We start from the raw sequence: 21,853 nt of genomic DNA on the forward strand, positions 1-21,853 counted from the left end.
CTCCCGAGGACGGAAAACAACGGTTTCAGGCTATTAGCATTCTCAAAGCCGGCACTCAAGCCGGCAATGTCCGCGTCGCCCTTTGACGCAGGGGCAAAAGGGCCTTATGACTCCCCCGGGGAGTCGGACAGGCTGTCGTCGCGGGCCGCAAGGCCCGGGGAGGAAAGTCCGGGCTCCACAGGGCAGGACGCTGGATAACGTCCAGCGGGAGCGATCCCGGGAGAGCGCCACAGAAAACAAACCGCCGGCGCATGCGCCGGTAAGGGTGAAACGGTGGGGTAAGAGCCCACCAGTTGCCGCGGCGACGCGGCAAGCTCGGCATGCCCCGTTCGGAGCAAGACCAAATAGGAAGGCGTTAAGGCTGGCCCGGCCGTGCCTTCGGGTAGGTTGCTTGAGGCCGCGAGCAATCGTGGTCCTAGAGGAATGATGGCCGCCCCGGTTTATCCGGGGAACAAAACCCGGCTTATCGGCCGACTCCCCCTTTTTTATCCACGCTTTAGCGCAAAGGATTCCCCGTGTCCCTGTGGACCGTGCTGCTCGCCGCCGGCTCCGGAACCCGTCTGGCCCAGGCCTCGGGCGGCGTCAAGAAACAGTTTCTCTCCGTTGGCGGCCGCCCGCTCTACTGGAAAGCCCTGACCGCCTTTGCCAAGTCCCCGGACGTGGCCGGCGTGGTCGTGGTTTTTGCGCCCGACGATCTGGCCGAGGCTGCCCGCGAGCTGGCCGGCTATCTCGACGTAAGCCACCCGGGCCTGCCGGTCCTGACCGCCGCAGGCGGGGCCAGACGCCAGGATTCGGTCCAAAACGGCCTCGACGCCCTGCCCCGCGAAGCGCGTCTGGTGCTGATCCACGACGCGGCCCGGCCCTTTGTCGATGCCGGGCTCATCGCCCGGGTGGCCGACGCCCTGGCCGCCGGACGCAAGGCCGTCATCCCGACCCTGCCCGTCACCGACACCGTCAAGCAGGTGGACGGCGACAGGGTGACCGCCACCCTGCCCCGCCATGAGCTGGCCGCCGTGCAAACGCCCCAGGGCTTCGACCTGACCCTGCTGCGACAAGCCTATGCCCACGCCAGACCGGATTTCGACGTCACCGACGACGCCAGCCTGGTCGAACACTACGGCCAGCCCGTTTTCACCGTGCCCGGAGCGCCGCGCAACATGAAAATCACCCATCCCGAGGATCTGGCCAGCCTGGCCGAGGCGGCCGCGCCTCCCGTGCCCGTGACCGGTTACGGCTACGACGTCCACCGCTACGCCGATCCGCAAAAGCCCGGCAAACAGCCCCCGCGCCCCATGAAGCTCGGCGGCTTCCCCATCCTCGGCGCGCCCGAGGTGCTGGCCCACTCCGACGGCGACGTGCTGCTCCATGCCCTGACCGACGCGGTGCTGGGCTGCGTGGCCGGCGGCGACATCGGCCGGCTCTTCCCGGACAGCAACCCGGATTTCGACAACATGGCCTCGGGCGTGTTTTTAAGCGAAGCCCTGCTGGCCGCCAAGGCCAAGGGCCTGACCATCACCCACGTGGACCTGACCATCATCGCCCAGATTCCCAAGATCAGCCCCCACGCCGAGGCCATCCGCCTCAACGTGGCCGCGCTTTTGGGGCTCAATAAAGAGCAAGTGAACCTCAAGGCCACCACTGAGGAAGGTCTGGGCTTCACCGGCGAGAAAAAAGGCATCAAAGCCGTCGCCCTAGTCACCGGCTGGCGACGCCCGTAAGGTGCTGGGCTCTGCCCAGACCCGGCCGGGCGCTGCCCGGCGCCCGCCGGGGGCTTAGCCCCCGGCCCCCCAACCTGGGTTGCCCATGAGCGCAACAACGTAACCGGGCGGCTGGCTATAATAACGTTAAAGTTAAACTTGAACTATCGCACCCCACCCCCTTAAAAAGTTTTTGGGGAAGGAGGGGGTCCAGGGGGAGGAAACCCCTTTTTTCAAAAAGGGGTTTCCTCCCCCTGGTTGACTTTGGCCCTTGGCTTTGCAAAGGGTGGGAACTTTTCGACGGGAGGCGAGGATGCAGCTGTACAATACCATGACCCGGACCAAGGAGCCGTTCGTTTCCCGCGTGCCGGGGAAGGTGGCCATGTACGTGTGCGGGATCACCGCTTACGACCTGTGCCACATCGGCCACGCCCGCTCGTCGGTGGTTTTCGACGTGCTCGTGCGCTATCTGCGCCATATCGGCTTTGACGTGACCTTCGTGCGCAACTTCACCGACGTTGACGACAAGATCATCAAGAAGGCCAACGCCGAGGAGACGACCTCCCAGGAGGTCGCCGAGCGTTACATCGCGACCTTTTACGAAGACATGGACAAGCTCGGGATACTGCGGCCCAACGCCGAGCCCAAGGCCACGGAATACATCGGCGAGATGGCTTCCCTGGCCCAGCGGCTTATCGACAGCGGCCACGCCTACCGCACGCCGTCGGGCGACGTGTATTTCCGGGTGCGTTCCTTTGCCGGCTACGGCAAGCTCTCCGGCCGCGACGTGGAAGACATGCGTTCCGGCGCGCGAGTGGCCCCGGGCGAGGAAAAGGAAGATCCCCTGGATTTTGCCCTGTGGAAGGCTTCCAAGCCCGGCGAGCCGGTCTGGGAGAGTCCCTTTGGCCCAGGCCGTCCCGGCTGGCACCTGGAGTGCTCGGCCATGAGCGAAAAGCTCCTGGGCATGCCCATCGACATCCACGGCGGCGGCCAGGATCTCATTTTCCCCCACCACGAAAACGAAATCGCCCAGAGCGAGGCGGCCATCGGCGGGGAATTTTGCCGTTATTGGGTCCATAACGGCTTTGTACGCATCAACACCGAGAAAATGTCCAAGTCCCTAGGCAACTTCATCACCATTCGCGACATCTACGCCCGCTACCTGCCCGAAGTGCTGCGGTTTTTCCTTCTTTCCTCGCAGTATAGAAGCCCGCTCGACTATTCCGACCAGGGCCTGGACGAGGCAGAAAAAGGCATCAAGCGCATCTACGCCGCCAAGGTGCAAATGGAGCAGGCGCTTGGCCGCGCCAAGTGGAGCGAGACCAAGCTGCCGGCCGACGTGACGGAAGAGCTTTCGCGCCACGAGGAAGGCTTCACCGCCGCCATGGACGACGACCTCAACACCGCCCAGGCCATGGGCCACGTGTTTGGCCTGGTGCGCCTGGCCGGCCGGCTCATGGAAGACAAGACCCTGGCCAAGAGCCGCGAGACGGCCGAGGTACTGCGCCGCATCCTGGCCAATTTCGCCGTTTGGGCCGAGGTGCTTGGGGTGTTCGGCACCGACGCGGCGGCTTTCCTGGCCGAGCTCAAGGCCTGTCGCCTGACGCGCCTGGGCATCGACGCCGCCCGGGTGGACGGTCTGGTGGCCGAGCGCCAGGACGCCCGCAAGGCCAAGGACTTCGTCCGCTCCGACGCCATTCGCGACGAGCTGGCCGGCCTTGGCGTCACGGTCATGGACACGCCGACCGGCCCGCAGTGGGACATCGCCTAGTGTCGCGCCCGCGAAAAACGTCTCATGCACGGCCCTGCAAACGCATGAGAACGAGAAGTATGCTCAAAAAATACGCTCGTATTTTTTGAGCGCCGCGAGCCAAAGACATGCCACGCATCGTCTACATACACCACAATTGCTTCGTGCTGGAGGCGGGGGAACGAACGCTGCTGTTCGACTACCCCGCCCCGGCCTATCTGCCCGAGGCGGTGGCCCGGGTCTGCGCTTCCCATCTGGCCGGCCGGCAACTCACTGTTTTTGCCTCCCACAGCCATGACGACCACTTCGATCCGGAGATCGTCGCCGCGACCAGCGGCGCAGCCGCCCGGCAGTTCGTGGTGTCCGACGACGTGGCCGACCTCTACGGCGACGCCCTGCCGCCGGGACGGATCACCATGGAACCCGAGGACCGGGTGGACCTGGACGGCCTGACCGTGACCGCCCTGGAAAGCAACGACCTGGGGCTGGCCTATCTGCTCGAAATGGACGGACTGACGGTCTATTACGGCGGCGACATGGCCCTGTGGGACTGGCCGGGCAACACGCCCGCCGCCAACCGAGCCGTGGGCATGACCTGGCGGCGGCAACTGGGTCGCCTTGAAGGCAAGCGCCTGGACGTGGCCTTTTCCAATACCGACCCAAGGCTGCCGGAAAGCCTGTGCGGCGCGCCGGAACTCCTTGACCGGGTGCGCCCCCGAGTTTTTGTCCCCATGCACCTCGGCGGCCATGTCCACTACCTCGACGCCTTCGCCCCCCGCCTGACCCGCCCCGGCACGACGCTTTTTTGCTACGCCAAGCTAGGCGACGTGCTTGATATTTGAGATAGGTTGGAAGCTGGTTGTGGAGGAAGAGAGCCTCCGGCGGCTGGGGGCCTGAGGCCCCTGGCCCCCCCACCGGGGAGATCAGGGTCAGGGGCTCGTGGGATTGGCAAAGGGACAACCGAACAGCCGGCCATGGTGAGTTTTCCAGGCGTCCGCCACCTGACGGACTTCCGGCAGGCATCACCGCCCGCTGGGACTCACTGCGGCGCAACGGCAGCCGTCGGCCGCCTTGGTGGCGGCAATGCCTTCCATAAGGCTCGAACGGCCGTCGTTACGGGCCAGATCAGCCTCGATGTCGGCCACCTTGTAGCCGAAGCACCAGCAAACTTTCTTGTCCGCGCCCTCTCCCATGGCTATACCTCGCTCGGCCGCCGCCATGCTCCCTGTCGTCTTGTGGCGGGACCTGAGCCTCAGGTCCTCTGAGGCGGCCGCCTCGAACAAGCCTACCGACAGTCAAGCTCCAGGCCCACGGGGCAGTGGTCGGACCCCATCACGGCCGCGTCGATCCAGGCCCGCTTGACCTTGGGCCGCAGTTCCTCGGACACGAAGAAATAGTCGATGCGCCAACCCACGTTGCGGTCCCGGGCCTTGAACCGGTAGTCCCACCAGGAATAATGCCCACCCTCGGACGTGAACAGACGGAAGGTGTCGACGTAGCCGGCGGCGACGAAGCGGTCGAGCCAGGCGCGTTCCTCGGGCAGAAAGCCGGAGGTCTTTTCGTTAGCCTTGGGGTTTTTGAGGTCCAGGGCGGTGTGGGCGGTGTTGAAATCGCCGCAGACCACGATGGGCTTGTGCTTGCGGAGTTCTTCGGCATGGGCCAGGAAGGCGTCGTAGTAACCGAGTTTGTAGGCCAGCCGCTCCGGCCCCCGGCCGCCATTGGGAAAATAGATGTTGAAGAAATGGAATTCTTCGTATTCGAGGTGCAGCAGCCTTCCCTCGCCCGCGAAGGCGGGATCGGGCAGTTCCATGGCGATGGCCAGGGGCTCGGCCCGGTAGAAGCAGCCGACGCCGGAATAGCCTTTTTTCACCGTGGAACTGCACCAGACGGTCTTGTACTGGTCGGTGTGGCCGAAATCCGCCTCATGGCCGGTCTGGATCTTGGACTCCTGGATGCCGACCACGTCCGCGCTGCTGCCGGCCAGCCATTCCCAAAAGCCCTTCTGCACCACGGCCCGCAGGCCGTTGACGTTCCAACTCACCAGTATCATGCGGATCCTTGTTGACAGCTCTGCCAGACAGGCCCCGAGACAGTGGCCTGGAGCCAACCGGCGGCATCATGCGGGTTCCTCGGCAAAATCTTCGCTAGCGGCAGCTGCTTCTCCATCGAGCATGGCCAAAAACGCTTCGGCGCAGATCGGGCAAAACTGCCGGCCGGCCTCGTCCCGGATGACGCCCAAGGCATGGGTCAGCGCCATGCCCTGGCGGTAGGGCCGGTCGGTGGTCATGGCGTCGAAGGCGTCGGCAATGGCGATGATGCGCGCACCCAGCGGTATGTCCTCGCCGCTGATGGCCGTGGGATAGCCCCGGCCGTCCCAGCGTTCGTGGTGCAGCAGGATCAGCGGCAGCACCGGGGCCAGGGAGGCGATGGGACGCAGGATCTCGGCCCCGATGACGGCGTGTTCCTGGATAACGGCGTATTCCTCGGGAGTCAGCCGGCCGGGCTTGAGCAGCACGGCGTCGCGCACGCCGATCTTGCCGATGTCGTGGAGATTGGAGCCGATTTCGAGGTTGCGCAGTTCGCGTTCGCCCAGGCCCATGGCCCGGCCCAGGCGCATGGCCATGCGCGACACCCGGGCGGTGTGGCCCTTGGTGTATTCGTCCCGGGCCTCCAGGGCGGTGATGAGCGCCGACATGCTGGACAGGACGTGTTCGTGCTCTTTTTTGAGGTGGCGGTAGCTTTCGCCAAGGAGCTGCTCCACCACCAGATGCATCTTTTCCACGTCAAAGGGTTTGACGAAATAGCGTGACACGCCAAGCCGCTCGCCGCGCTTGATGTCGCTGGCATGGCCCCGGGCGCTCATGATGACGACCAGGGTGTTGCGCAGCTCGGGCTGCTTGCGCAGGCGTTCGCACAGCTCGTAGCCGTCCATCTCGGGCATTTCGATGTCGGTGACCACCACGTCGGGCTGCTCGGCCAGGGCAAGTTCCAGGGCCTTGGCCCCATTCTCGGCGGTCAGGACGCAGTGGCCGTTTTTCACGAAATTGTGGCGCAGCATTTCCCGGATGAGTTTGCTGTCGTCCACGACCAGAATTTTGTTGTGGCGCTTGCGTTCGGCGATGTCGAGGTGTTCCGAGACTTTCTTGGAAAGCATCTCGGCGGTGAACGACTTGAGCAGATAGTCGTCGGCCCCGTAGTTGAAGGCCGTGTCCATGTCCAGGGCATTGTCGCTGCTGGAAAGCATGATGACCGGGAGGTACGGTCCGGCGTTGTCTTCCTTGAGCTTGCGGCACAGCTCCAGGCCGGACATGCCGGGCAAGAGCACGCTGGTCAGCACCAGCTCGAAGGCATGGCGGCGGCACAACGCCAAGGCGTCCTCGGCGTTTCGGGCCGAAACCACCCGAAAGCCGCTGCTGGCCAGGGCGGCGCGCACCACATGGAGCAAGGTGCGCCCGGCATCGACAAAGAGAATTTCCCGGGGCCCGGCAACGGGCTGGCGGGTCTGGGAGGCGGCCTTGAGTTCGGCCAGCACGCCGGCCAGGGTCAGACGGTTGACTGGTTTCACCCCCGGGCCAAGGCTCTGGCAGGCTTGGTGTTCCTGATGCAGACCTTCCTCGAAGGGACGCAGGCACAAGATGGGCAACTCCCGCCCCAGTGCCCGGCCGGCCTCGCGAACCGTTCCCAACATATCGCGGCAGTCGCAGCCGGCATAGGAGTCCTGCACCAAAACAGCATCGGGCGGAGGGTCAAGGGCCGCCAGTTCGTGGGCCGCGTCCGGGCTCAAAAACCGGTAATCGACGCCGGCCGTCAGATAAATTTTGCTCAGAAAGGCCCGGTAGAACAGGATGTCGATGATATTGACGATCAGCATCGAATCTCCGGGCGGTTCCAGATGGCGGCGCTTACCGGTCATCGCGTGGCCGGACAGGACCGGTTGTCGTAATGTCGGGGCAGGCCAGGGGCCATGCCAACGGTCAAACCTGACATAATCGAGCGGTTAGCCCCTGGGCGTTCCGTTCGATACGGGCGTATCCCCCGCCGGCCAAGGCTCCGGGGTTGACCACCACGGTGCGGCCGATGGCATCGATGGCCGTGGACTCGTGGATGTGGCCGGTAAGGCACACGGCCGGCTGCACGCGTTCGATAAACTCCCGCACGGTCCGGCTGCCGACATGGACCCCGCCGCCGACCTGATCCGTGGCCGTGCCGTAGGGCGGCGTGTGGCAGACCAGGACGAGGTTGGGACAATGGGCCACGGTCTGCCAGGCGGCTTCGAGCCAGGCGGCGATACGGTCCTCGCCGGCTTCGCTGGGAGTGCCGAACGGGGTCGGCGTGGACCAGCCGCAGCCGAAAAACCCCACGCCCTGGGGCGTGACCCGGCCGGTGGCGTGGAGGTTTATCCCCTCGCCCGAAAGGTAGGCGTCCACCTCGGCCAGATCCATGTTGCCGATCTGGGCCATGAGCACCGGATTGACCTCGCGCAGAGCCGCGATGACCCGTCTGGCGGCGGCGGCCCCGCCCTTGATGGTCAGATCGCCGCTGACGACCACGCCGACGGCCGCGGCCAGATCGGGAATCCGCCCGAGCATGGACACGTCGTCATGGATATCGCCCATGCCGATCCAGAATGCGTCTGCGCTCACCCTGTCCTCCCTGGTTACGCGCCCTTCCCCTGACGGGGTTCGCCTGTTACTATGAAGCGGTTGTGAAAACATTGCAACCAGATCAGCCGACCGATACCGGTAAAGCCCTGGCCAAGGCGGAACTGCGCCGCGACATGTCGGCCCGGCGGGCCGCCCTGACGCCGCAAGCCGTTGCCGCGGCCGGTTTACTGGCCACCAAGCGCGTCCTTGCCCTGCCCGCCTATGTCCAGGCCCGGGAAATCCTGGCCTACATGGCCGTGCGCAACGAGCTTGACGCCGGGCTGATCGCCAGCCAGGCCCTGGCCGACGGCAAACGGCTGCTTTTGCCGCGCTGCCGCGACGGCGCGCCAGGGCAGGTTGATCTGGGCTGCGTACGTTGCCTGTCCGAGGCCGCCCCCGGGAGCTACGGCATCCCGGAGCCGCCGCGCGAGGCCTGCCTGCCCCCCGAAGCCTTCTCGCCGGACCTGATCCTGGTCCCGGGCCTGGCTTTCGACCGGCGCGGCAACAGGCTTGGTTTCGGCGGCGGCTACTACGACCGCCTGCTCGCCCTACCCATGGCCCAAAACGCGTTCACCGTAGGCCTGGGCTACGATTTCCAGCTTGTCGCCCTGCTCCCGGCCGATCCCTGGGACAAACCCGTCAACGCCGTGGTCACCGACCGGCAAACCCTCCTGACAACACCATGAATTACATACCCTTCGCCTTCCCGGACATCCCCAATGTGGCCTGCGCCTTCGGCACGGGGCCGCGCACCATGGCCTTTACCGGCGCGGCCGATCCCGGAGACGTGATCGCCGTTCGGCAAAGCCTCAAGGCCTCCTTGGGCTTCGCCGCCTGGCACAGCTTGCGGCAGGTGCATGGCGTGGACATGATTTTCGAGCCGGAATTCGAGACCCTGGACCGTCCGAGCATCGAGGCCGGCGACGGCATGACCGAAACCCGGCCCGGCCATGCCCTGGCCATCAAGACCGCCGATTGCCAGCCGGTGCTCATCGCCCATGCCTCGGGGCGTTACGTCATGGCCTTGCACGTGGGCTGGCGGGGCAATGTCCAGGATTTTTGCGCCCGGGCGGTGCGCTCGTTTTGCGTGCGCTACGGCCTGTCGCCGGCCGAGTTGTCGGCCGTGCGGGGGCCGAGCCTGGGGCCGGGCGTCTCGGAATTCACGGCTTTTGCGGGCGAATTCGGCGAGGCCTTCCGGCCCTGGTACGACTACCGCACCCGCCGGGTCGATCTGTGGCGGCTCACCCGCGACCAGCTGGTCAAGGCCGGCCTGGACGGCGAGCGCATCTATGCCCTGGACCTGTGCACCCTGTCCCTGCCGCTGTTTTTTTCCTACCGCCGCGACAAATCGACCGGCCGCCAAGCCAGCCTCATCTGGATCAAGGGAGAATAGAAGAAAACAACCGGCAAACGCCGCACTGGCCTCGCCCTTTTTCCCGTCGAGGGGTCCGGGGGGATCATCCCCCCGGCCGCCGGAGGCCTTTTCTCCCCTACCTCGATTATAAGCGGTAGCCGTCTTGGAGAAAAAGCTCCAGGCAGGCATCGACCACGTCGGGGTCGTACCGGCTGCCGCGACCGGAACGCAGCTCGTCCAGGGCGACATCCAGGGCCAGGGCGGCCCGGTAGGGGCGGTGGGAGTTCATGGCTTCCACAACGTCGGCCACGGCCAAAAGCCGGGAACCGAGCAGGGTGTCCTGGCCGGAAAGTCCCTTGGGATAGCCCGAGCCGTCCAGGCGTTCGTGGTGCTCCAGCACCATGCGGGCCACGGGCCAGGGGAAGGGAATGTCCTTGAGGATTTCGTGGCCCACGGCGCTGTGGTCGCGCACGATGCCCATCTCCATGGCGTTTAGAGCCTCGGGCTTGGCCAGGATCTCGGAGGGCACGTGTATTTTGCCGATGTCGTGGACCAGCCCGGCCACGCGAATCCCCTCGCGTTCGTCGTCGGATAGCCCCAGCCGGGCGGCCAGGGCCACGGCCAGGGCGGCCACGCGCTGCTGGTGGCCGGCGGTGAAGGGGTCGCGCTTTTCCGATGTGACGGTGAGCGCGTTGACGGTTTCGGCCAGGGTCAGGCGCAGATTGTCCACGGAATCGCGCAATGCCCGCTCCACCTCACGGCGATGGGTCATGTCGCGGAAAACCAGCACCGAACCGATGGACACGCCCCGGCCGTCGAGAATGGGCGACACGGTCTGCTCCACGGGCACTTCGCGGCCGTCAGCACGGTGGAGGGTGGCGGTTTCCCGGCCGTTTGGGCCGTCGCTCTCGTCCGTGGTAGCCTGGTAGACCTCGGCCAGGAAGCGGCCGGCCAGCGCGGCCGCTTCCACGCCCAAAAGCGCCTCGGCGGCCGGATTGGCAAAAACCACCCGTCCTGTCTCGTCGGTGGTGAGCAAGCCCTCGCCCAGACAGCGCAGGGTCACGGCGGTCAGACGCTCGGACCGGGCCAGGCGCTGCTCCATGCGCGACTTGTACAGGGCGATCTCCAGGGCGCTTTGCAGCTCCCGTTCCTCGAAGGGCTTGATGAGATAGCCGTAGGGACCGGCCGCGCCGGCCCGGCGCAGGGTGGCCCGGTCGGAATGGGCGGTCAAAAAGACCACGGGAACGCCGTTACGGTCGCGGATGGCGGCGGCGGCGTCGATGCCGTCCATTTGCCCGGCCAGCATGATGTCCATAAGCACCAGATCCGGGGCCAGTTCGCCGGCCAGGCGCACGGCCTCCTCGCCGGTATCGGCCTGCCCGGCCACGACGTAGCCGAGACGGCGCAGCCGGTGGCAGACGTCGATGGCCACCACGGCCTCGTCCTCGATGACGAGCACCCGGGCCGGCACGGCGTTTTCGCTGGCCAGATCATGCATGGACGGCGTCCGATCCGCCCAGGATGTCGTCCAGAGCGGCGGTCAGGGTTGGAAAACGGAAGGCAAAACCCAGGCGCGTGAGCCGTTCCGGCACGGCCCGGACGCCGTTTAAAAACAGTTCCTGGGCCATTTCCCCAAGTATAAGCCGCAGCGCCGTCTCCGGCGTGCGCAGCCAGGCCGGCCGGGAAAGCGCCCGGCCGATGGCCTGGGACAATTGCCTTTGGGTCACGGCTCCGGGCGCGGCCAGATTATACGGGCCTTGGGCTTCGGGGCATTCCAGCAAAAAACGAATGGCCCGCACCTCGTCGGTGAGATGAATCCAGGGAAACCACTGATTGCCGGACCCCATCGGCCCGCCGACGAAAAAGCGATAAGGAGCGAGCATTCGCGGCAAAGCCCCGCCGCGGCCGTCGAGCACCACAGCCGTTCGGACCACGACCCGTCGCACCCCCAAAGCCTCGGCCCCGGCTGTGGAAGCTTCCCATTTCTCGGCCACCTCGGCCAGGAAACCCCGTCCAACCGGAGCGTCCTCGGCGGCGGGGGCGTCCCCCCGGTCGCCGTAGTAGCCCGTGGCCGAGCCTTGGACGAGCACGGCCGGCCGGGAAGCCACCGAGGCCAGGGCGTCCATGACGGCCCGGCCGGCAGCCAAACGACTGTCCAGGATGCGGCCTTTGCGCGCCGCCGTCCAATAGCCCGAGGCGATGTTCTCGCCGGCCAGATTGACCAGGGCGTCGGCCCCGTCAAGGCTCTCCCGCCAGCCCGCGCCGCTTCGGCCGTCAAAAGGAGCATAGGACACGCCGCCGGCGGTCGCCCGGGGCACGCCGCGCGAAACAATGACGACCTCCTGCCCGTCCCCGATCAGGGAACGGGTCAGGGTCCGACCGATAAACCCCGAACCGCCCAGGATGACCACGCGCATGACGCCCTCCTTGCTCCGCCAAACGGCTGGCTTCAATATACGGGATCCCGGGAGGATGGCAACTCGCGCACGGACTCAGTAGGTGAAATCGAGCTGATAGGAAACGGGCCGGGCGGCATCGAAGGACCAGAAAAAAAGGCCGTTTTTGAGCCAGGGCGACACGTCCGGCCGGGTCAGGGACAGTTCCAGGGACAGGACGTAGGTCACGCCGCGCTCCAGTCGGTCCCAAGGGCCGAGATCAATAAGAATTTCGCCAAGATGTTTGCGAAAAAGCGAACCGAGGTCCTTGTCGGCGGCCGATCCCTGGTCCGGCAGGGAGGCGACGTATTCGCCGGTCTTGATGCGCCACAGCTCCCCTTCCCAGGCAGCGGCGCTGACGCTCTGGTTCCAGACGTAATCCCGTTTGAGGGAGAGCCTGGCCCGGCAGCGCAGGTTCAGGCGCTCGCCGGCGTCCAGGGCCTGGGCAATGCGATCAAGGCCGGTGGGTTCAATGCCGAAGCGTACCCTGATGCGGCCCTCGTAGTTGTTGAGCACCAGGTTGGTCAAGAGCAGTTCCTGGGCCAAGACCGGCGCGAACGCACCGCAACAAAAGACCCCGGCCAAAGCCCAGACCAGGCAGGCGGCAAACCGCCGACGTGTCATCGTCCCAAGGCGCATAAACGACATGCCGCTCCAGCGTGGGGAGAAAGACGCGACCCCACCGATCATGCCCTAAACCAAGGCGGCCGCTTTGACAACAACGCCCCCCTCGGCTACCACCCCGGCAAGTCCGCTACGGCGGCCGCCAAACCTATGAAACCCCTTAGACTCATCGCCGTCGGCCAGGTCCGTACCCCCTACTTCCGCGAAGCCTGTTCCCATTACCTGACGGCCATTCGACGCTACCTGCCGGCCGAAGAGATTCTCGCCCGGGACGGCAAATCGGCCGATCCGGCCCGGCGCAAGGCCGAGGAGGCCAGGGCCGTACTGGCGGTCCTGGCCCCGCGCGACTTCGTGGTGGTCCTGGATGAGCACGGCCCGTCCCTGCCCTCGACCGAACTGGCCGCGCTGCTCAAAAAACGCATCGAAGATCCGGGCCGCGCTCCCGCCTTTGTCATCGGCGGCCCCTTTGGCCTGGACAAAGCCGTTCTCGACCGGGCCGACCGCCTCCTGGCCCTGGGGCCGGGCACCCTGCCCCACGAACTGGCCCGGGTGGTGCTCTACGAACAGCTCTACCGCGCCGCCTCCATCAATGCCGGCGCGCCCTACCACCACTAACGCACAAGGATCACAGACCATGGCCCTGCCGCTGATTAACGCCGCCTATCTGGAAAAGCTGCGCGAATATTTCGTCTCCGGCGACATCGTTTTCGACTTCGAAAACGCCTCCGAAGCCGACAAGGGCGAGATTCTCGATTTCCTGGAGACCCTCATGGACCTGGCCGAGGCCGCCGACGCCACGGCCACCCGGCTCATTTTCAAGGACGCCTACCTGGCCTCGGCCCAGGGCGAAAACAGCGAAAGGTAACGTGTCTTGCCGGCGACCCGGTAGTCGCCAGCCGCCTTAAGGGCAAAGCCCGGCGGGATATCCTCGCCCTGTGGCGGCGTGCCCGTCATGGTCAGCACAGCCATGGGCCGAGGCACGAGCTCCCGGCAGATGGCCAAAAACTGCGGCCAGGGCGCGAAGGCACGGCTCAGGCACAGGATGAACGCGCCGGGATGAGCCGCCACAATGGGCGGCACAGTGGCCTCCACCCGACCCTCGGCGGCAACAAGGCCGGCAAAGCCCAGGCGCGCGGCGCATTCGCCAAGAAATACCGCCCGTTTTTGCCGGGCTTCGAGCAGATGATAGTCGCCCCGGTTCCAAAAGGCCCGCAGCGGCACGCCGGGCAGCCCGGCCCCGGCCCCGAAATCCAGGGATACGACAGGCTCGCCGACCGGCGGTAAAAACGCCGCGCCAGGGTCGGCCAGAAAATCGGCCACATGCCAGGAATCGGCGACGAGCGTTTCCAGTATCTCGCGCCAATCCGACGGCCCGACCAGATTGACCCGGCCGCGCCAGCGGGTCAAAAGCGTCAGATAGCCGGCCAGTTTTTCGGCTTGTTCGGGCGTCAGCGCGCGCCCCAGGCCCGCCGCCGCCTGGGCCACGCCGGCGGCGTCCAGCCCCGATTGTCCTTGCTCCACGGGTTCCTCCGCGTCAAAATTGACCGTTGCACATTTAGGCCCGTTGCTCTACCAATCGCGGCCGAAACGATGCGAAAAGCTCTTAAGGAGAGGCGAACGTGAGCGCAACCGAAAACCGCCTGGCCGTGCTGTTCCCCGGTCAGGGTTCCCAGGAAAAAGGCATGGGCCGCGAACTGGCCGAGGCTTCGGCCGAAGCGGCGCAGCTGTGGACGATGGCGGAAAAGGCCTCGGGCCTGCCCCTGCGTGAAATCTACTGGGAGGGCGACGAAACGGCCATGGCCGACACCCGCTCCCTTCAGCCCGCCATGACCGCCGTGACCCTGGGCCTGTGGTTTCATCTCAAGTCGAAACTATCCCCGCTGGTCGGGTTTGCCGGGCACAGCCTTGGCGAATACGCCGCCCTGGCCGCCTCGGGCATGGTCGAGGTCCCGGCCGTGTTCGAACTGACCAGCCTTCGCGGCCGGCTCATGGCCGAAGCCGCCGGCGGCGACGGCCGCATGGCCGCCGTGCTCAAGCTCTCTCTGACAGACATTGAGGACGTGGTGCGCCAGGCAGCCGAATCGACGGGCAAAATTCTGCTGGTCGCCAACTACAATTCCCCGGGCCAGTACGTGCTCTCCGGCGAAGCCGAGGCCGTGGAGGCCGCCGCCGCCCTGGTTAAGGACAAAAAGGGCCGGGCCGTGCCCCTGGCCGTCAGCGGCGCGTTTCACAGCCCGCTTATGGCCGAGCCGGCCGCCGAGCTGGAAAAGGCCCTGCGCCGGGCCGGGCTTCGCGCCCCGTCCGTCGCTCCGGTCTACCACAACGTCACCGGCCGTCCCGAGCCCGACGCCGCCCAGGCGCTTGACCTCATGTGCCGCCAGATGACCTCGCAGGTGCGTTGGATCGACACCCTGGCCGCCTTGTGGCAGGCCGGCGCGCGCACCTTTGTGGAGCTTGGCCCCAAGGGTGTGCTGACCAAGCTGTTAGCCGCCAATCTCAAGGAATGCGGCGAACCCTATACGGGCGTTTCCGTGGCCAAACCCGCCGACGCCGCTGCTTTGGAGGCCTGATTCCATGCGCGCCACAGCCATTTTGCGCGATCTTCTGGCCAGCGCCCTGGAAAGCCAGGGCATCGCCTGGCCGGTCAAGACCACCATCGAACCGCCCCGGGACAAGGCCCACGGCGATCTGGCCACCAACGTGGCCATGATGGCCTCCAAGGCGGCCAAGAAGCCGCCCCGGGAGCTGGCCGAGTCCCTGCGCCAGACCCTGGCCGCCGATCCCCGGCTGGCCTCGGTGGAGGTCGCCGGTCCGGGCTTTCTCAATGTCGCCTTCACTCCGGCCTTCTGGCAGGAGACGGTTTGCGACGTGGCCAAGGCCGGCGACGGCTACGGCCTGCTCGACATCGGCCAGGGCGTCAAAATCCAGGTGGAGTTCGTCTCGGCCAACCCCACCGGGCCGTTGCACATCGGCCACGGGCGCGGCGCGGCCGTGGGCGACAGCCTGGCCCGGGTGCTGCGGGCGGCCGGCTTCACCGTCGAAACCGAATACTACATCAACGATGCCGGCCGCCAGATGCGCATCCTGGGCATGTCCATCCTCTACCGCTACAAGGAGCTCCTCGGCGAGCCCGTGACCGAGCCCGAGGACTACTACCGGGGCGAATACGTCATTCCCCTGGCCCAGGACATGGTGGACACCCACGGCCGCACGCTGCTCGAAATGCCCGAAGCCGAAGCCACCGACCTCTGCCGGCTGCACGGCGAACGCGAGATCCTGGCCGGCATCAAGAAAGACCTGGAAGACTTCCGGGTCCACCACGATGTCTGGTTCCCGGAATCGACCCTGCTCGCGGCCGGGGCCGTGGACGCCGCCTTTACCGAACTTCGCGACAAGAAGCTGGCCTACGACCAGGACGGAGCCTTCTGGTTCGCCTCTACCGCCTTTGGCGACGACAAGGACCGTGTGCTGGTCAAGTCCGGCGGCGAGCTGACCTACTTCGCCTCGGACATCGCCTACCACGCCGACAAGTTCCGCCGGGGCTTCGATGTGGTGGTGGATATCTGGGGGGCCGACCACCACGGCTACGTGCCGCGCATGAAGGCCTGCGTCTCGGCCCTGGGGCGCGACCCCGAGGCCAGCCTCAAGGTCATTTTGGTCCAGCTCGTCAACCTGCTGAGGGGCGGCGAGCAGATCGCCATGTCCACCCGGGCCGGCAAGTTCGAGACCCTGGCCGACGTGGTCAAGGAAGTCGGGGCCGACTCGGCCCGCTTCATGTTCCTGTCGCGCAAATCCGACAGTCACCTGGACTTCGACCTCGACGCGGTCAAGGAAAAGTCCATGGACAACCCGGTCTACTACGTCCAGTACGCCCATGCCCGTGTACGTTCGCTTTTTGCCAAGGCCGAGGAGCGCGGCCTGGCCGTGGCCGAGACCTCGCCGGAACTCCTGGCCCTGCTGACCACCGACGAGGATCTGGAGCTGCTCAAGCTCCTGGAGCAGTATCCCGACACCGTGGCCGCCGCCGCCCGGACCTTTTCACCGCATCTGGTGAGCTTTTATCTGCGCGACCTGGCCGGACGCCTGCACCGCTACTACACCGTCAACCCGGTGCTGACCGCCGGGAGCGACGACCTGGCCTCGGCCCGGCTGCGGCTCCTCGACGCCGTGGCCCAGACGATCAAAAACGGTCTGGACCTGCTTGGCGTCAGTGCGCCGGACAAGATGTAACCGACTTGACATTGCCTCGTGATCGGCCATTGTCGGCAGACGAGGAACCTTGCCCATGAAGCTTTTAAGCCGCCTAAACGCCACCCGCGAAAACGGGGGGCCGCGCAAATTCACTTTTGAGATCAGCATGTCCGGCGTGGTGTCCGTCGGCATTGTGGTCGTGCTCGGCATGTGCTGGGTGTTTATTCTCGGCATCCTGGTCGGCCGGGGCTACAAGCCCGAGACGGCCGTGCCCCAGATCGCCCAGATGATGCCGACCACCGAAGCCAAGCTGCCAGACGGCGAAGCCAAGGCCCCGCCGTCGGTGCTCAAGCCCGAGGATCTCCAGTTCATGGAGGATGTCCACAACCAGCCCGGAGCCGAGGCGGCCGACGCCGCGCCGGCCAAAACTCCGGCCGAGCCCAAAAAACAGGCCGCCCCGGCCAAACCCCACGACCAGACCGAAGTGCGTCCCGTGGGCGGCGCGGCGGCTGGGGCCACGCCCCGTCCGGCCACGTCGCCGGCTTCACCGGCCGCGCCCCGGGCGGCGGCCGTCGTTCCCCCGCCGGCCAAGCCAGCCGACACGCCCAAGGTCGATCCCAAATCGACCTTCGACAAAAAGACCGGACCGCGCTATACCGCCACCTATCAGGTGGCCTCGTTCCCGGGCAAAGCCCAGGCCGAAACCCACGTCAAGGATCTGGCGAAAAAGGGCGTGACCGCTTCGGTGCGCGAGGCCAAGTCCGGCAATAACGTGGTATTTCGGGTCACTATCCAGGTGAAGGGGTCGGATGCGGAAATATCCGACTCCCTCAAGAAGAGCGGCGAAAAAGGCGCTATACTTCTCGGCAAAAAACCCTTATGAGGATTCCCCGCTTTCGCGGCAAATCAGAGTGTAAAGAGGACTGCCCATGCTTCCAGGCTCTTCCGTTCCCACCAAGGCGTTTTTCACCAAGGGCGTCGGCCGCCACAAGAACAAGCTGCAGTCGTTCGAGTTGGCCCTTCGCGAGGCCGGCATCGAAAAGCTGAACTTGGTTTACGTGTCGAGCATTTATCCGCCCCATTGCCAGTTGCTCACCCCTGAGGAAGGGGTCAAGCTGCTGAGCCCCGGGCAGATCACCTTCTGCGTCATGGCCAGAAACGCCACCGACGAAAAGAACCGTCTGGTCGGCTCCGCCGTGGGCATGGCCTTCCCGGCCGACAAGTCGAACTATGGCTACATCTCCGAGCACACCGGCTTTGGCGCGGAAGAGCAGGAGATCGGCGACTTCGCCGAGGATCTGGCCTCCACCATGCTGGCCACCACGCTCGGCATCGACTTCGACCCCGAGACCGCCTACGACGAGCGCCGCCAGACCTACCTCATGAGCGGCAAGATCATCGACTCGGCTTCCATGCCCTGCGTCACCACCGGTGAAACGGGCATGTGGACCACGACCATCTCGGCGGTGGTTTTCATCCCCTAGGCCCGCATGGGACTGACCGGGGCAACCCTCGCCTGCCAGCCGGCCGCGTCCATCCGGGGCTCCCGATGATGGACGCGGCTTTGCGTGCTGCGGTCATCCATGACCGCCTGCGCCCGCTTTTTCCCGACCCCAAGCCGGCCCTGGATCACCAAGACGCCTACGAGCTGCTGGTGGCCACGGTGCTGGCCGCCCAGTGCACCGACGCCCGGGTCAACACCGTCACGCCGGAATTCTTCCGCCGCTGGCCCGACCCCGCCGCCTTGGCCCAGGCCGCGGTCGGCGAGGTCGAAGGCGTGGTGCATTCCACCGGCTTTTTCCGGCAAAAGGCCAAAAACCTCGTGGCCGCCGCCAATATCCTGGTCGAACGCCATGGGGGCCGGATACCGGCCAGCATGGCCGAACTGACCGCCCTGCCGGGGGTAGCCCGCAAGACCGCCAACATCGTCCTGTCCAATGCCCTGGGCATAAACGTCGGCATCGCCGTGGACACCCACGTGCGCCGCCTGTCCTTTCGCCTGGGCTTGACGACGTCGGAAAACCCGGTCATCATTGAAAAAGATTTAATGCCCCTGTTCGCCCCCGAGGCCTACGGCGAGATCAACCACCTCCTCGTTCTTTTTGGACGCGAGGTGTGCAAGGCTCGCCGCCCCCGGTGCGGCGACTGCGTGCTCAACGACGTCTGCCCCAAACACGGGGTGTGACGCTTTTACGCCATGCCCGCTTCGGGTCGGCCGGCCCGCCGGCTCCCCGGCGGCGCGATCCCGAGGTCTGCCATGCCGGCCACCACCGCTTCTCCCCATGCCACCCGCGCCGATAGACTGGTCCTTGCCGCCGTCTTTCTCGTTTCCGGCGCGTCGGCGCTGCTGTTTGAAACGCTCTGGCTCCATCTGGCCGGACTGACCTTTGGCGTCAGCGTCTATGCCAGCGCGCTCGTCCTTTCGAGCTTCATGGGTGGATTGGCCCTGGGCAACGGACTTATTTCCCGCTTTGGCCGCGACATCACCGACCCGGTGCGGTTCTACGCCGCCATGGAAGTCCTGGTCGGCCTGTGGGGATTGATGCTGGTCCTGGGCTTTCCCTGGCTGACCGTCTGGCTCGGGGCGGTGCTCCATCCTGCCCTGGACAAGCCGATGCTTCTTAATACCCTGCGATTTTCCTTCTCCTTTCTGCTGTTCCTGCTGCCGGCCACGGCCATGGGCGCCACCCTGCCGCTGCTGGTCAAGGCCCTGGCCTGCCGGCCCGGCGAATTCGGCAAGGCGCTGGGACGTCTTTACGGCATCAACACCCTGGGGGCCTGCCTGGGGGCGCTGCTCGGTGAGATGGTCCTCATAGCCCCCCTGGGCCTTTCCGGCACGGGGTTGGTGGCCTGCGGCTTGAACCTCCTGGCCGCCGTGGGGGCTCTGGCCATCGCCAAACGTTTCCGGGACGAACCCCTTCGTGAAGACGAGCCGGCCAAGGCCGCTCCCGCCCGCCTGAGCACTCGGGCCAAACGGCTCCTGGCGGCTGGCTTCTGCTGTGGTGCGGCCTTTTTGGCCCTGGAAGTCGTCTGGATGCGCTTTTTGCAGCTCTTTGTGCGCTCCACCAGCCTGGCCTTTGCCGTCATGCTGGCCGTGATCCTGGCCGGCATCGGCCTTGGCGGCATGTTCGCCGGCTGGTGGCTGCGGCGCGAGGCCGACGGCCGGCGCATCGCCGCGCCCCTGGCCCTGCTTACGGCCGCCGCCGCCTTGCTCTCCTTTCGGCTTTTCGAAGCCGCCTCGGGCGTCACCATCGATGGCTACCAGTCCCTGGACTGGCGTTACGTGTCCGTGCTGTCGGTCACCCTCATGTTCCCAGCGGCTTTCCTCTCGGGCATCCTTTTCACGGCCCTGGGCGAGGCCTTCCACCGCGAAGTCGGCGACCGGGCGCGCTCGGCCGGCCTTATCGCCATGGCCAACACCCTGGGGGCCATGACCGGCCCGCTTTTGGGCGGCTTTGTCCTCATCCCGGCCCTGGGCATGGAAAAGACCCTGTTTGCCCTTTGCGCCTTGTATCTCGCGCCGGCCCTGCTGTGCGCCGGCGGCAGCGCGCCCTGGCCGTCCTTTCGCTCCGGCCGTTTCCTGCAAATCGCCGCCGCTGTCTTTGCCCTGTTCCTGGCCGTCTTTCCCTTCGGCGTCATGCGCCAGTACCTGAACAAGGCCTGCGTCGATTTCCTCAAGGACGGCGAAATCCTCGTGCGCACCGTGGAAGGCGTCACCGGCACGCTTCAATACCTGCGCAAGGACTACCTCGGCCAGCCGCTCTATTACCGCCTCGTCACCGACGGCTACTCCATGTCCTCCACCGACCGGGGCGCACGGCGCTACATGAAGCTTTTCGCCTACTTCCCCCAAGCCGTGCTGCCAAATCCCAAGTCCGCCCTGCTCATCTGCTTCGGCACCGGCTCCACGGCCTCGGCCCTGGTCGAAAACAAGGCCCTGGAGCGCATCGACGTGGTGGACATCTCCCGCGACGTCCTGGCCGGCAGCCAGGTGGTCTACCCCCAGCCCGGGACCAATCCCCTGGACGATCCGCGGGTGCGCGCCCATGTCGAGGACGGCCGTTTCTACCTGCTGGCCAGCCAGCGCAAGTACGACATCATTACGGCCGAGCCGCCGCCGCCCATGATGGCCGGCGTGGTCAACCTCTATTCCCGTGAATACTTCGCGCTCATGCGCGACCGCCTAAACGACGGCGGCATGGTCACCTACTGGCTGCCCGTGTTCGAGATCTCGCCCGGCGACGCCAAGGCCATCCTCAAGGCCTTTAGCGACGTGTTCGAAAACGCCTCGCTGTGGACCGGCGACAACTTCAACTGGATGATGGTGGGCGTCAAAAAACCCAAGGGCCCCAAACCGGCGGCCGATTTCCCCGCGCCCTGGAAGACCGCGCCCACAGCCGAAGGCCTGCGCCAGATCGCCGTGGAAGAGCCGGCCCAACTCGGCGCACTTTTCATGCTCGACGGCCAGGATATGGCCAACTACCTCGGCGACGCCAAGCCGCTGACCGACAACTACCCCAAGCGCCTCACCGGCTACCCCGAGTCGCCCCAGGCACAGCAGCGCGACGTGGCCGCCCACAACGCGCTCATGGACGCCAACGCCTCCAAGGAACGCTTCGCGGCCTCCAAGCAGGCCGAACTGCTCCTGCCCCAGTCCGTCAAGGCCGAAGCCGAAGCCTGGTTCGAAACCCAGCAAATCATCAACACCTACCTCAACAACATGATCCCGCCGCCGCCGCCACTGCCGGCCGTCAACTACGTGCTGGCGGGTACGGACCTCACCGTGCTGCCGCTGTGGCTCATGAAGTCCGACCCCAAAAAAGTGGACATCGTGGAAAAGGCCATGGCCGCCGGCATGCCGCCCTCGGCCGAGACCGAATTCCAACTCGGCGTCAAAGCCCTGGCCGACCGCAACTACCTGCTGGCCGAAGCCAAGCTCAAGCGCGCCCAGGATCTCGGCTACCCCAGCAACCTGGCCCCGGCCCGGGTCTACATCCTGTGCATGGCCGGGCTGCTCTCCCAGGCCGAAGACCTGGCCCGGCAGGCCTTCAAGGGCGGCCAGGCCAGCGCCTCGGCCCGGGCCTACATGGAATGGCTGGCCCAGACGTTCGGGTTCACCAGTCCGTTTTAAGGGTGACAAAGGCGAAGATGCCTCCGGG

At 65.9% G+C, this 21,853-nt stretch carries 21 protein-coding genes and 1 other RNA gene; 14 read left to right on the top strand and 8 right to left on the bottom strand.

The window, feature by feature from the left end:
• The first annotated feature begins 119 nt into the window (after positions 1-119).
• The 4 genes from rnpB to C3Y92_RS11380 all read left to right on the top strand — a co-directional run bounded on the left by rnpB (position 120) and on the right by C3Y92_RS11380 (position 4,289).
• Positions 120-482, top strand: an RNA gene (gene rnpB / locus C3Y92_RS11365) — RNase P RNA component class A.
• A 33-nt stretch (positions 483-515) separates the two neighbouring features.
• Positions 516-1,718: a 2-C-methyl-D-erythritol 4-phosphate cytidylyltransferase gene (gene ispD, locus C3Y92_RS11370; protein WP_129352608.1), complete on the top strand. Its 1,203-nt coding sequence runs from the start codon at positions 516-518 to the stop codon at positions 1,716-1,718.
• 292 nt (positions 1,719-2,010) lie between these two features.
• The gene (gene cysS / locus C3Y92_RS11375; RefSeq protein ID WP_129352610.1) at positions 2,011-3,468 is read left to right on the top strand and encodes a cysteine--tRNA ligase; all 1,458 of its coding nucleotides are present in this window, start codon (positions 2,011-2,013) and stop codon (positions 3,466-3,468) included.
• A 107-nt stretch (positions 3,469-3,575) separates the two neighbouring features.
• Positions 3,576-4,289: an MBL fold metallo-hydrolase gene (locus tag C3Y92_RS11380; protein ID WP_129352612.1), complete on the top strand. Its 714-nt coding sequence runs from the start codon at positions 3,576-3,578 to the stop codon at positions 4,287-4,289.
• A gap of 180 nt (positions 4,290-4,469) precedes the next feature.
• Here C3Y92_RS11380 and C3Y92_RS11385 read toward each other — a convergent pair whose 3' ends face one another.
• The 4 genes from C3Y92_RS11385 to C3Y92_RS11400 form a co-directional block, all read right to left on the bottom strand.
• Positions 4,470-4,640: a bacterioferritin-associated ferredoxin gene (locus tag C3Y92_RS11385; RefSeq protein WP_129352614.1), complete on the bottom strand. Its 171-nt coding sequence runs from the start codon at positions 4,638-4,640 to the stop codon at positions 4,470-4,472.
• A 92-nt stretch (positions 4,641-4,732) separates the two neighbouring features.
• Positions 4,733-5,497, bottom strand: coding sequence for an exodeoxyribonuclease III (locus C3Y92_RS11390; protein WP_129352616.1), 765 nt, complete (start codon positions 5,495-5,497; stop codon positions 4,733-4,735).
• Between the two features lie 66 nt (positions 5,498-5,563).
• The gene (locus tag C3Y92_RS11395; protein ID WP_129352618.1) at positions 5,564-7,318 is read right to left on the bottom strand and encodes a response regulator; all 1,755 of its coding nucleotides are present in this window, start codon (positions 7,316-7,318) and stop codon (positions 5,564-5,566) included.
• A gap of 103 nt (positions 7,319-7,421) precedes the next feature.
• Entirely contained in the window at positions 7,422-8,063 is a 642-nt protein-coding gene (locus C3Y92_RS11400) for a metallophosphoesterase family protein (RefSeq protein ID WP_408021679.1), read from the bottom strand.
• Positions 8,064-8,152: 89 nt separating this feature from the next.
• On the opposite strand from C3Y92_RS11400, the gene C3Y92_RS11405 reads away from it, so the two are divergent.
• Together C3Y92_RS11405 and C3Y92_RS11410 are read left to right on the top strand one after the other, a co-directional pair.
• Entirely contained in the window at positions 8,153-8,776 is a 624-nt protein-coding gene (locus C3Y92_RS11405) for a 5-formyltetrahydrofolate cyclo-ligase (protein ID WP_207213994.1), read from the top strand.
• Positions 8,773-9,483, top strand: a complete 711-nt coding sequence (locus C3Y92_RS11410) for a polyphenol oxidase family protein (protein ID WP_129352622.1) — start codon at positions 8,773-8,775, stop codon at positions 9,481-9,483. Before C3Y92_RS11405 ends, C3Y92_RS11410 begins: the two co-directional genes overlap by 4 nt.
• Positions 9,484-9,589: 106 nt before the next feature.
• Here C3Y92_RS11410 and C3Y92_RS11415 read toward each other — a convergent pair whose 3' ends face one another.
• The 3 genes from C3Y92_RS11415 to C3Y92_RS11425 form a co-directional block, all read right to left on the bottom strand.
• Entirely contained in the window at positions 9,590-10,942 is a 1,353-nt protein-coding gene (locus tag C3Y92_RS11415; RefSeq protein ID WP_129352624.1) for an HD domain-containing phosphohydrolase, read from the bottom strand.
• Entirely contained in the window at positions 10,935-11,861 is a 927-nt protein-coding gene (locus C3Y92_RS11420; RefSeq protein WP_129352626.1) for a TIGR01777 family oxidoreductase, read from the bottom strand. The genes C3Y92_RS11415 and C3Y92_RS11420 overlap by 8 nt, the downstream gene beginning before the upstream one ends.
• A 75-nt stretch (positions 11,862-11,936) precedes the next feature.
• A complete protein-coding gene (locus C3Y92_RS11425; protein WP_129352628.1) occupies positions 11,937-12,527 on the bottom strand; it encodes a DUF4390 domain-containing protein in 591 nt (196 codons plus the stop codon).
• 126 nt (positions 12,528-12,653) lie between these two features.
• Between C3Y92_RS11425 and C3Y92_RS11430 the strand changes: the two genes are divergently transcribed.
• Together C3Y92_RS11430 and C3Y92_RS11435 are read left to right on the top strand one after the other, a co-directional pair.
• Positions 12,654-13,118 (top strand): 23S rRNA (pseudouridine(1915)-N(3))-methyltransferase RlmH, encoded by a 465-nt coding sequence (locus C3Y92_RS11430; RefSeq protein WP_129352630.1) that lies wholly within the window; start codon positions 12,654-12,656, stop codon positions 13,116-13,118.
• 19 nt (positions 13,119-13,137) lie between these two features.
• Positions 13,138-13,368 carry a hypothetical protein gene (locus C3Y92_RS11435; RefSeq protein WP_129352632.1) on the top strand — a complete coding sequence of 77 codons (231 nt, stop codon included), beginning with the start codon at positions 13,138-13,140 and terminating at the stop codon, positions 13,366-13,368.
• On the opposite strand, the gene C3Y92_RS11440 is transcribed toward C3Y92_RS11435, so the two are convergent.
• Entirely contained in the window at positions 13,329-14,024 is a 696-nt protein-coding gene (locus tag C3Y92_RS11440) for a 16S rRNA (guanine(527)-N(7))-methyltransferase RsmG (protein ID WP_129352634.1), read from the bottom strand. The genes C3Y92_RS11435 and C3Y92_RS11440 overlap by 40 nt on opposite strands.
• Positions 14,025-14,122: 98 nt before the next feature.
• On the opposite strand from C3Y92_RS11440, the gene C3Y92_RS11445 reads away from it, so the two are divergent.
• The 6 genes from C3Y92_RS11445 (at position 14,123) to C3Y92_RS11470 (ending at position 21,825) form a co-directional block, all read left to right on the top strand.
• A complete protein-coding gene (locus C3Y92_RS11445) occupies positions 14,123-15,073 on the top strand; it encodes an ACP S-malonyltransferase (protein ID WP_129352636.1) in 951 nt (316 codons plus the stop codon).
• Positions 15,074-15,077: 4 nt separating this feature from the next.
• Entirely contained in the window at positions 15,078-16,733 is a 1,656-nt protein-coding gene (argS, locus tag C3Y92_RS11450) for an arginine--tRNA ligase (protein ID WP_129352638.1), read from the top strand.
• Between the two features lie 55 nt (positions 16,734-16,788).
• Entirely contained in the window at positions 16,789-17,577 is a 789-nt protein-coding gene (locus C3Y92_RS11455; protein ID WP_129352640.1) for an SPOR domain-containing protein, read from the top strand.
• Between the two features lie 46 nt (positions 17,578-17,623).
• Entirely contained in the window at positions 17,624-18,178 is a 555-nt protein-coding gene (locus C3Y92_RS11460) for a pyruvoyl-dependent arginine decarboxylase (RefSeq protein ID WP_129352642.1), read from the top strand.
• A gap of 65 nt (positions 18,179-18,243) precedes the next feature.
• The gene (gene nth / locus C3Y92_RS11465; protein WP_129352644.1) at positions 18,244-18,879 is read left to right on the top strand and encodes an endonuclease III; all 636 of its coding nucleotides are present in this window, start codon (positions 18,244-18,246) and stop codon (positions 18,877-18,879) included.
• Between the two features lie 72 nt (positions 18,880-18,951).
• Positions 18,952-21,825, top strand: a complete 2,874-nt coding sequence (locus C3Y92_RS11470; protein ID WP_129352646.1) for a fused MFS/spermidine synthase — start codon at positions 18,952-18,954, stop codon at positions 21,823-21,825.
• Positions 21,826-21,853 lie beyond the last annotated feature (28 nt).

This window comes from Solidesulfovibrio carbinolicus, assembly GCF_004135975.1.
Classification (GTDB): Bacteria; Desulfobacterota; Desulfovibrionia; order Desulfovibrionales; family Desulfovibrionaceae; genus Solidesulfovibrio; species Solidesulfovibrio carbinolicus.

Coding starts and splice junctions, on each gene's coding strand:
- cysS (WP_129352610.1), top strand. CDS start 2,011: ATGCAGCTGTACAATACCATGACCCGGACCAAGGAGCCGTTCGTTTCC.
- C3Y92_RS11380 (WP_129352612.1), top strand. CDS start 3,576: ATGCCACGCATCGTCTACATACACCACAATTGCTTCGTGCTGGAGGCG.
- C3Y92_RS11385 (WP_129352614.1), bottom strand. CDS start 4,640: ATGGGAGAGGGCGCGGACAAGAAAGTTTGCTGGTGCTTCGGCTACAAG.
- C3Y92_RS11390 (WP_129352616.1), bottom strand. CDS start 5,497: ATGATACTGGTGAGTTGGAACGTCAACGGCCTGCGGGCCGTGGTGCAG.
- C3Y92_RS11395 (WP_129352618.1), bottom strand. CDS start 7,318: ATGCTGATCGTCAATATCATCGACATCCTGTTCTACCGGGCCTTTCTG.
- C3Y92_RS11400 (WP_408021679.1), bottom strand. CDS start 8,063: ATGGGCGATATCCATGACGACGTGTCCATGCTCGGGCGGATTCCCGAT.
- C3Y92_RS11410 (WP_129352622.1), top strand. CDS start 8,773: ATGAATTACATACCCTTCGCCTTCCCGGACATCCCCAATGTGGCCTGC.
- C3Y92_RS11415 (WP_129352624.1), bottom strand. CDS start 10,942: ATGCATGATCTGGCCAGCGAAAACGCCGTGCCGGCCCGGGTGCTCGTC.
- C3Y92_RS11420 (WP_129352626.1), bottom strand. CDS start 11,861: ATGCGCGTGGTCATCCTGGGCGGTTCGGGGTTTATCGGTCGGACCCTG.
- C3Y92_RS11425 (WP_129352628.1), bottom strand. CDS start 12,527: ATGTCGTTTATGCGCCTTGGGACGATGACACGTCGGCGGTTTGCCGCC.
- C3Y92_RS11430 (WP_129352630.1), top strand. CDS start 12,654: ATGAAACCCCTTAGACTCATCGCCGTCGGCCAGGTCCGTACCCCCTAC.
- C3Y92_RS11435 (WP_129352632.1), top strand. CDS start 13,138: ATGGCCCTGCCGCTGATTAACGCCGCCTATCTGGAAAAGCTGCGCGAA.
- argS (WP_129352638.1), top strand. CDS start 15,078: ATGCGCGCCACAGCCATTTTGCGCGATCTTCTGGCCAGCGCCCTGGAA.
- C3Y92_RS11455 (WP_129352640.1), top strand. CDS start 16,789: ATGAAGCTTTTAAGCCGCCTAAACGCCACCCGCGAAAACGGGGGGCCG.
- C3Y92_RS11460 (WP_129352642.1), top strand. CDS start 17,624: ATGCTTCCAGGCTCTTCCGTTCCCACCAAGGCGTTTTTCACCAAGGGC.
- nth (WP_129352644.1), top strand. CDS start 18,244: ATGATGGACGCGGCTTTGCGTGCTGCGGTCATCCATGACCGCCTGCGC.
- C3Y92_RS11470 (WP_129352646.1), top strand. CDS start 18,952: ATGCCGGCCACCACCGCTTCTCCCCATGCCACCCGCGCCGATAGACTG.